This is a genomic window from Alkalibacterium gilvum (assembly GCF_900109085.1).
In the GTDB taxonomy this organism is placed as follows: domain Bacteria; phylum Bacillota; class Bacilli; order Lactobacillales; family Carnobacteriaceae_A; genus Alkalibacterium; species Alkalibacterium gilvum.
Window position 1 is genome coordinate 1 of record NZ_FNYW01000059.1, and the last position, 7,993, is coordinate 7,993.

Genomic DNA, 7,993 nt, shown 5'->3' on the forward strand with positions numbered 1-7,993 from the left:
AACTGTTTGTTTCATCATTAATTGCGAATAAAAAGAGTTTCAAAGCACGGTCAAATGTTAATTTTTTGACGTAAGCATCAAAGCTTTGAATAGCTTTTTGAGATTTACCACTTAATTTTTCTAAATTTATAAACGAAAACCATTTGCTTATGGTCATTTTTGTTTTATACTTATCCATGTTGTTGGTCCTTTGTAATGGTCTTGGATAAGTCATCCACTCCCATTATAAAGGATTTTTTTATGCTTTAAAATGCTTAAAATTTTAATGCAACACTAGTGATTAATTATAAAGTATGGCTCATCCTAAATCTATTTCCAGTACTAATGGTGTATGGTCTTGTCTGTCACCTGAATTTATCATGTCTGATTTTAGAATTTTATTACTTAAACTTTCACTGACAAGCCAGTAATCGATTCGCCAACCTGAGTTATTGATTTTACTTGTTTTTGCCCGCTGATTCCACCATGAATAGCGTCCAGTTACGTCTCCATGCATATGTCTAAAGGTATCTACAAAGCCTTTTTTCAAAAGCTCTGAAAAGCCAAAACGCTCCTCATCTGTAAAACCAGCTGATCGACGATTTCTCTTTGGATGTGCAATATCAATTTCTTTGTGCGCAACATTAAAATCTCCTGAAGCTAAAACTGGTTTCTTAGCATTCAGTCCACTTAAATATTCAGCATATTTTTCATCCCATAATTGTCGCTCATTTAATCTGACTAACTTTGAGCCTGAGTTTGGTGTATACACTTGAGTGACATAAAAGTCATCAAATTCAAGTGTTATCATTCGCCCTTCTATATCCATTGTATCTGGAGCCCCTATCTTAGGATAACTAACAATAGGCTCTAGATTTTTTTTGTATAAAAACATGGTACCGGAGTAGCTTTTCCTTGCCGGTTCTTCTGAAACACGCCATGCGTAATCGTAATCAGAGAATAGGTTATCTAATATTTTTTCATGTTTTTGTGTTGGGCCTTTACGAGGAAGTTTCGTTTCTTGAATTGCTACAATATCAGGGTCTTCAGCAATAATCTTATCCATTACTTCTCTAGACATAACCGCCCGATTTGAATCACTCGTCAACGTTGCATTTAATGAATCTATATTCCATGAAATTAACTTCACACTACATTTCTCCTTTATATTTTCTATATACTCTTTTAATATCATAACACTATTTTTAGAGAGGAACGATTATTTCAATGAAAGCTATTGTTAGTATATATAGGGAAGGACTTTCTTTGTATGCTTTTGATATTCCTTGTACTCTTCTCCAAAGGAGTTAATTAAAACCTTCTCCTCCATGTGAATACGATATAAAAAAGCAGCTGTTGGAAATGTGAAAGCAAATAAGGAGCCCACTGGATGGTAGATAGCAGCAGCTACCCCAAAAAAGATGATAAATTCCCCTGAGTATGATGGGTGTCTTACATATTTATAAAGGCCGTCCTTTTTTAGTCTCGTTCCTTTAGGGACTCCTACATTAACAGAAAAAAGAAGAACCTAGCTGCCTTATTGCGCTGTATCTAATCATTACGCCTAATAAAATCAGGGGTACGCTAAGATACCTTGCTCCATTAAAAGGAAGCAAAAATGTTTCTACTACAGAAGGATCTACTATTATTGAACCGAACATCCCTATTAATATAAGAGTAAAAATTATTAACTTACTCTTTTTTTCTTTGTTCTCTATATTTGTTTTTCTATTTAACTTGAAAAATACATAGGCCTCTAACAATAACCAAAGACCAATACTCATCCAAAAAAATAAATGTCCTATCATTATTTCACCTTCCAAAATAAATAATCATTGTTTCAACACCATTAAATTATTATTTACAATAAAACGTATATTAATTGTATCACCGTCGTCATTGCTTTACTATTGATTTTAAAATTTAGAAAATAAATAAAGAACTCATAATGAAAAAAGATAGGAGGCTGAACCGCCCCCTATCGCAAAAAACATTTATGGAAATTAAAATCAAATGCCTCATTCAACAAATTCTCTATCATAACTAGACTATGATCAATACCGTAAATACAATTAATCCAATAAAAAGAGCAGTAAAAAGTGCTAAAGGTAAGATTTTCTTAAGTATAATCCCCTCTTTACCTAGTATTCCAGCTGTTGTCGTCCCCAAGATTATATTTCCTGGAGAAATTGTGTTTCCTATTGTTCCTCCTGCAGTATGCGCGCCTAACAGGACTGACGGATCGAGTTCCAATATCTTTGCAGTAGCTAACTGAAAATCGCCAAACAACACATTGGAAGCCATATTACTACTTGTCATGAAGGAACCCAGCACACCTACCATTGGAGCAAACAACACATACCATTCTTGCATAATCTTTGATATTCCTTCAGCAAGAACAACGGTTTGTCCTGTCCCCCCCATTAAACGAGACATTACAATAAATCCTAAGACAGCAACCCCAGAAGGGATTGTCTTTTCTAATGACAATTTGATTACTATCTTTCCTGCCCCCTTATGTATCCATCCGTTTTTTTATAGTATAAAAAAACCTAGTAATGAAGCAAGAGCTAAAAAAAGTGAAGCGTGAGTAAATGGAGCCAAAGGAGAAAATTTTTCTGCCGCTTCATTCACAAAGCCATAGCCAGTACTTGTTTCAGGGAATGGAAAGCCAACAGACACTTGCCCCAGATAATTCTTAACAGGTTGAATCAGCAATACAAATAATGTAATCGCTGATAGTATGAAATAAGGAACAAAGGCCTGGCTCAATTTCATATCAGGATAGTCTTCATCATCTTGAACATTATTTTCTCGATCCATAATTTTACTGCCTTGCATACGCCATGGATTTCCATATGTTTTTGTTTTTCCTAAAAACAAGGCGACTATTAAAGCGATAGTGGCAGGTATAAAGGCTGCGATTGTTTGGTTGAATTGGGATAATATCAATTGACCCCCACCTTGAATCGTTGATATTATGATGACTGCAAGTAAACCTTTTTTTACCGCCTCCTTTTTCCCATAAACCCAGCAGATAGCTATACCAGAAATAAAATTCCATATCCATATAAAGATTGCTGCCCATAATGCTGTGCTAAGTAAAAGTTCCGAATTATCTCCAATATTGGTTTGCAGTACGAGTGCATCCCATGCTACAGCCAATGTTCCAAACGTGTTCCCCCAAGCATGGCCAATTAAAGGAATAAATACTGCCCATATAGGAGATACGCCTATCCCGACCAATAAAGGAGCACCTATAGCCACTGGAACACCAAAGCCTGTGATGCCCATGAGAAAACTGATAAAGACCCAACCAAAAATCAGTACCTGCAATAATTCATTCGGAGATATCTTTTTCATTTCAACTCTAAACACTTCAAAGGCATTGGCTTCATTAACAACTTCATATAGCAAAATTGCTGTCCATACAATAATAAGAACAGTTATTGCACTCCATACTCCCTTGAGCGCTTCGAGAAAAACCAATTGAAAACTTGCATCGAATACAGCCATTCCAGAAATGAAAGCTATAATTAATCCAAGTGGTGCTGCTTTTTCAGCCCCCCATTGAAACCTCAACATCATTACCAAAAGTACGATAATAGGGAGTGCTGCTACTATCCATGTAAAAAAACTAATTGGAATATTCACTTTCTTTTCACCCCTTTTTTGATTTAAAATATTTAACAACATCGCGACTAGTCAACCAATTATTTTAGTTGAATATACCACAGTTATGTATCTATCTAACCTCCTCTTTTATTTTTATGATAGTGCTATTGCTTACTTGTTAATTAAACTCCTCGAAGTTAAACGCTTTCATTTCATCCCAAAAAATTCATATATATTAATAAAGTGTAATATAAAGTTTAAAATACCATAAATGCAGGGTACAAATCAAGATAGATATTTTATTTAAGATAACATACAATGATAATGTGAACGTTCTCATTTATTTCATTCACATATCATTTTGAAAAGGAGTTTTAACTTGTTAGATACCGTTTTATTTGCAGTCAATGGAACATTGATGCGTGGCTTAGATTTAAAGAATAACCTTACGGGAATAAGTGCTACCTTTGTTAAAGAGAGCAGAACACGTGCATCATATAAATTATTCAGTATCAATGACGAACACCCTGCCATGTACAGGGTCTCAAAAGGCGGAGTTAAAGTGAGTCTGGAAATATGGAAAGTCCCTACTGAAGGCTTAGTTTCTATTCTCCAAAATGAGCCATCTGGTCTTGCTATTGGAACAGTCATACTGGAAGATAATAGCCATATTTTAGGTGTGCTAGGAGAACGCATTTTATGCGAGGGACAATTGGAAATATCAGATTTTGGTGATTGGCGTTCATATATAAAGCAAAAAACGTGATAGTTCATTGCTTTATATTTAATCCCCCACAGACTAGATTTAAATTCAGTCCGTGGGGGTATTTATTTTTATTCATCTTGAAATATAGAAATATAATTTATCGCTTTTGTATCTTTCAAATAAACATAATTAAATTCTCTAGTATATGTTTCGTTTACAATAGAAAAAGGAGCTAAATTTTTATCACTTTTAACAACTGATTCATATGCAAAGGATATATAGTTATTTGTTTTGACAAGCTCCTTTATCACTTTAAAACTGCTGATTTCTACACTTTTGCTGAATCTGTTCAATGTATAATTCTTTTGCCTAAGGATTTGTTCAAATATTTCTCGTGTTCCTGATCCTTTTTCTCTAACAATTAACATTTCTTGGAAAAGTTCTTCGAGTGATATGTCTTTGTTCGCAAAGGGATGCTGTTTACTACAAACACCCACAAATTTTTCTTTTTTATAAAGTCTGTAATTATATTTCTCTTTATCAAAAAAACCTTCTATCAAGGCAAAATTTATTTGATTTTGTTCAAGCAAAAATAAAAGATTTTCTGTATTATCTATTTTCAATGATAAGGTGTGATTTTCTTTTCCTAAATAGTTTTTGATTTGATCAGTAATGACATACTCTCCAATTGTTTTTGTGGCGCCGATGTGCAACTTCAGTAACCCATTATCCTTCATTTCTTTTTTAAAGATATCTTCATTATATTTAGCTGCGCGACCATACGTTTCTAGCTTCAATGCCTCTTCTGTTTTTTTTAGTTTCTTCCCGTCATAACTAAACAATTTAACCTCATATTTATTCTCTAAAAAATGAATATGTTGCGTTACTGCGGGTTGAGACATGTGAAGTATTTCTGCCGTTTTGTGATAATTCATCGTGTCACACAGTTTTAAAAAGGTATGTATCCGGTAATCTAACATTATATTCCCTCCGATAAATTTATCTTATCAATAAATAAGCATTGATTATTAGATTTTATCACCCACTGATGATAGAATCAATAATAGAAATTCATAGGAGGAATCTCATGGTTAAAGAAAACACATTACATGAAATAAAGAATTTAGGACCTGGCATTTTAATCGCCTTACTGGTCGCGCTAGTTGCAAAAGCCATCGAAGGTCTTTTACCCATTCATCTTATCGGTGCGTCCGTTATAGCACTTTTTATCGGTATCATTATCAACAGTTTTCATAATCCAGGCGAACGTTTAAAGCCCGGGTTAAAATTTACATCCAAGAAAATATTGAAATTGGCTATTATTTTACTCGGTTCATCTCTGAGTATTGGTACGATACTAAATGTAGGTAAACTCTCTTTGGTCGTTATGTTATTTACACTCTTGACCTGTTTTGGCGGAGGTTATATTATTGGGAAATTACTCGGATTGAATTGGAAACTATCAAATTTGATATCAGCCGGCACAGGTATTTGTGGAGGATCAGCGATTGCTGCAGTGGCACCTGTCATTGAAGCAGAAGATAGAGATATTGCTTATGCTATGTCTGCTACGTTTTTATTTGATATCGTCATGATTGTTTTATTTCCAATCATGGGTAATTGGTTAGGCTTATCGGATATGGCCTATGGTCTCTGGGCTGGAACTGCCGTTAATGACACATCAAGTGTGGTCGCAGCAGGTTATGCATTTAGCGAATCCGCAGGTGATTTTGCTACAATGGTTAAACTAACACGTACACTAGCAATTATTCCTGTAGTCATTAGTTTTGGGGTAATTAATGCCCGGTTAAAACAAAAGGAAGCTGCTCTATCCAATGTTGAAGGACAAGTAAAGAAAAAATTAAATATTTCATCCGTTTTTCCTTGGTTCATATTAGGGTTTGTAGCAATGGCTATTATAAACAGTTTGGGCATTATTCCTAGTAACATTACAAGTATTATAAAAGAACTAAGTAAATTTTTAATGATTGCCGCGCTTGCATCAATCGGTCTCAATACAAACTTCAATGAAATGAAAAAATCCGGCTTCGCTCCAATGGTTCATGGCTTTATCATATCCGCTTTAGTTGTTATTGTTGCTATTACCGTCGAATACTTTATGGGGATTGTATAAACGAGTTTTGGACGATTTACTTTTTTAAGCGTTCTGCAGTGGTCTCAAAAGCGGTATTGTGACAAGTTTATTTGCTTTTTAGCTCAGAAGTAGTTTCAAAAACGATATTGCGACAAGTTTATTTGCTTTTTGTCTCAGAAGTAGTTTCAAAAACGATATTGCTACAAGTTTATTTGCTTTTTAGCTGAGAAGTAGTTTCAAAAACGATTTAGTGACAAGTTAATTATTTTTATATCTCGGAAGTAGTTTCAAAGTCATTATTGCAGCAGATTAATTAATTTTGCTACAAAAAATTAGTCTCAAAGCAATTTAACGGTCAGTTAGACTAATACAAAAAACAATCCTGTCGATGAGTACATTAAAAACTCGTCTACAGGATCATTTTTTTTATCACTTTTTTAAAATATTTCGTCAGAAAACCTCAAATCAAACCAAACAGGATAAATCCAACGGTGTTGATAGCAAGATTGGCAAAAATATGTACCAGCCAGGAAGGATATATGCTTTCAGACTTTTCGTTTAAATAATTAAAGATGCAGCCCCCGGCAAACAACCCAAGCATAGCTAACAAATAAATGCCCCAGTTGAACCAGCCACTTGTCATGCCAACGTGATACAAAGCAAAAAGTAAAGCACTAAATACATAGGCAAAGAAACGACCAGTGTTTTCTTTTAAGATCAAAAAGGCGAAACCACGAAAGAAAAATTCTTCCAGTAAAGAATTGACCAAAGTGATATAAATAGCAACATACAAAAAATTATCTGCAGTGACACCAATATTCGAAGTTAAAGACTCACGAATAATAGACAAATCTATAAAATTTCTTAGAATGCTATAGGCCATTACGATAATGGAAAAAACGCCTGCACCTAAAAGTAAGGCTACTTTTAAATCTGACCTTCTCAGAACAAACAGTTTTTTCAACTGATTCCATTCTTCCCTGTACCAAAAAAAGTATCCCATCGGAACGATAGAAAAGAGAAAAATTTTAAATATAGATTTATTCAGATATGACAACTGGATGTATCCATCTATCAAACTCATTCCTATCGCTGAAAGAGTAATAGAGAGAATAAGACTAATGCTTTTTTTATTTAATTTCATGGGTAGAAACTCCTAACATTACAGAATCTTTTGTCTGAGTTAATATCTAACTTTTCACCCTCAGCTATCTAATCAACTTATATTTTGAAATGATTAATCCTACAATTATAATGTAATAACCTCCATTTCAAGTCAAGTCCATAATCTTGTGTAAAATACTATACAATGCTTTTACCTTTCTTAACCAACTCTTTGAGCTGATTTTATTAACAGAAAAATCTTATATTCAGACCTAATCGGTCCGATAAAAATACAACTTTTTTTAATTAATCGAATGATTCGAAATATATTTTCTTGTGGAACTGAGCCATTCTTCACTCTTATCCATTAAAACAGCACCGATTAATCGATTCGCTGATGCATGATTGGGAAAAATTCGGATCACTTTTTCTCGTCGTCGAACTTCTTGATTTAAACGTTCAAGAAGATTCGTGCTTTTTAAGCGATTATGACC

At 34.0% G+C, this 7,993-nt stretch carries 9 protein-coding genes and 1 pseudogene; 2 read left to right on the plus strand and 8 right to left on the minus strand.

The genetic code is table 11. The features are described 5' to 3' along the window. Window positions 1-298 precede the first annotated feature (298 nt). The 5 genes and pseudogenes from BMX83_RS10100 to BMX83_RS10115 all read right to left on the minus strand — a co-directional run bounded on the left by BMX83_RS10100 (window position 299) and on the right by BMX83_RS10115 (window position 3,633). Complete coding sequence (locus tag BMX83_RS10100) at window positions 299-1,129, minus strand: exodeoxyribonuclease III (RefSeq protein ID WP_091636682.1); 831 nt, start codon at window positions 1,127-1,129, stop codon at window positions 299-301. Between the two features lie 90 nt (window positions 1,130-1,219). Next, window positions 1,220-1,459 (minus strand): annotated as a pseudogene (locus tag BMX83_RS11210) (methyltransferase family protein); the annotation flags it as partial. A gap of 28 nt (window positions 1,460-1,487) precedes the next feature. Beyond that, window positions 1,488-1,787 (minus strand): hypothetical protein, encoded by a 300-nt coding sequence (locus BMX83_RS10110; protein WP_091636688.1) that lies wholly within the window; start codon window positions 1,785-1,787, stop codon window positions 1,488-1,490. A 235-nt stretch (window positions 1,788-2,022) separates the two neighbouring features. Then, window positions 2,023-2,469, minus strand: a complete 447-nt coding sequence (locus BMX83_RS11015; RefSeq protein ID WP_218141949.1) for an L-lactate permease — start codon at window positions 2,467-2,469, stop codon at window positions 2,023-2,025. Between the two features lie 45 nt (window positions 2,470-2,514). Then, window positions 2,515-3,633 carry an L-lactate permease gene (locus BMX83_RS10115; protein ID WP_218141950.1) on the minus strand — a complete coding sequence of 373 codons (1,119 nt, stop codon included), beginning with the start codon at window positions 3,631-3,633 and terminating at the stop codon, window positions 2,515-2,517. Window positions 3,634-3,973: 340 nt separating this feature from the next. On the opposite strand from BMX83_RS10115, the gene BMX83_RS10120 reads away from it, so the two are divergent. After that, window positions 3,974-4,360, plus strand: coding sequence for an allophanate hydrolase-related protein (locus BMX83_RS10120; RefSeq protein ID WP_091636691.1), 387 nt, complete (start codon window positions 3,974-3,976; stop codon window positions 4,358-4,360). Between the two features lie 68 nt (window positions 4,361-4,428). Here the strand turns inward: BMX83_RS10120 and BMX83_RS10125 are convergent, their stop codons facing one another. Beyond that, window positions 4,429-5,280: a LysR family transcriptional regulator gene (locus tag BMX83_RS10125; RefSeq protein WP_091636694.1), complete on the minus strand. Its 852-nt coding sequence runs from the start codon at window positions 5,278-5,280 to the stop codon at window positions 4,429-4,431. 107 nt (window positions 5,281-5,387) lie between these two features. Between BMX83_RS10125 and BMX83_RS10130 the strand changes: the two genes are divergently transcribed. Beyond that, window positions 5,388-6,434, plus strand: coding sequence for a YeiH family protein (locus BMX83_RS10130; protein ID WP_091636696.1), 1,047 nt, complete (start codon window positions 5,388-5,390; stop codon window positions 6,432-6,434). A 421-nt stretch (window positions 6,435-6,855) separates the two neighbouring features. On the opposite strand, the gene BMX83_RS10135 is transcribed toward BMX83_RS10130, so the two are convergent. After that, window positions 6,856-7,539, minus strand: coding sequence for a CPBP family intramembrane glutamic endopeptidase (locus BMX83_RS10135; protein WP_091636699.1), 684 nt, complete (start codon window positions 7,537-7,539; stop codon window positions 6,856-6,858). Between the two features lie 262 nt (window positions 7,540-7,801). Continuing rightward, on the minus strand, window positions 7,802-7,993 hold a 192-nt coding region (locus BMX83_RS10140), incomplete at its 5' end, for a transposase (protein WP_177170576.1).

Excerpts from the sequence above, each read along its gene's own strand:
- BMX83_RS10110 (WP_091636688.1), bottom strand. The coding sequence starts at position 1,787 with ATGATAGGACATTTATTTTTTTGGATGAGTATTGGTCTTTGGTTATTG.
- BMX83_RS10135 (WP_091636699.1), bottom strand. The coding sequence starts at position 7,539 with ATGAAATTAAATAAAAAAAGCATTAGTCTTATTCTCTCTATTACTCTT.
- BMX83_RS10125 (WP_091636694.1), bottom strand. The coding sequence starts at position 5,280 with ATGTTAGATTACCGGATACATACCTTTTTAAAACTGTGTGACACGATG.
- BMX83_RS10130 (WP_091636696.1), top strand. The coding sequence starts at position 5,388 with ATGGTTAAAGAAAACACATTACATGAAATAAAGAATTTAGGACCTGGC.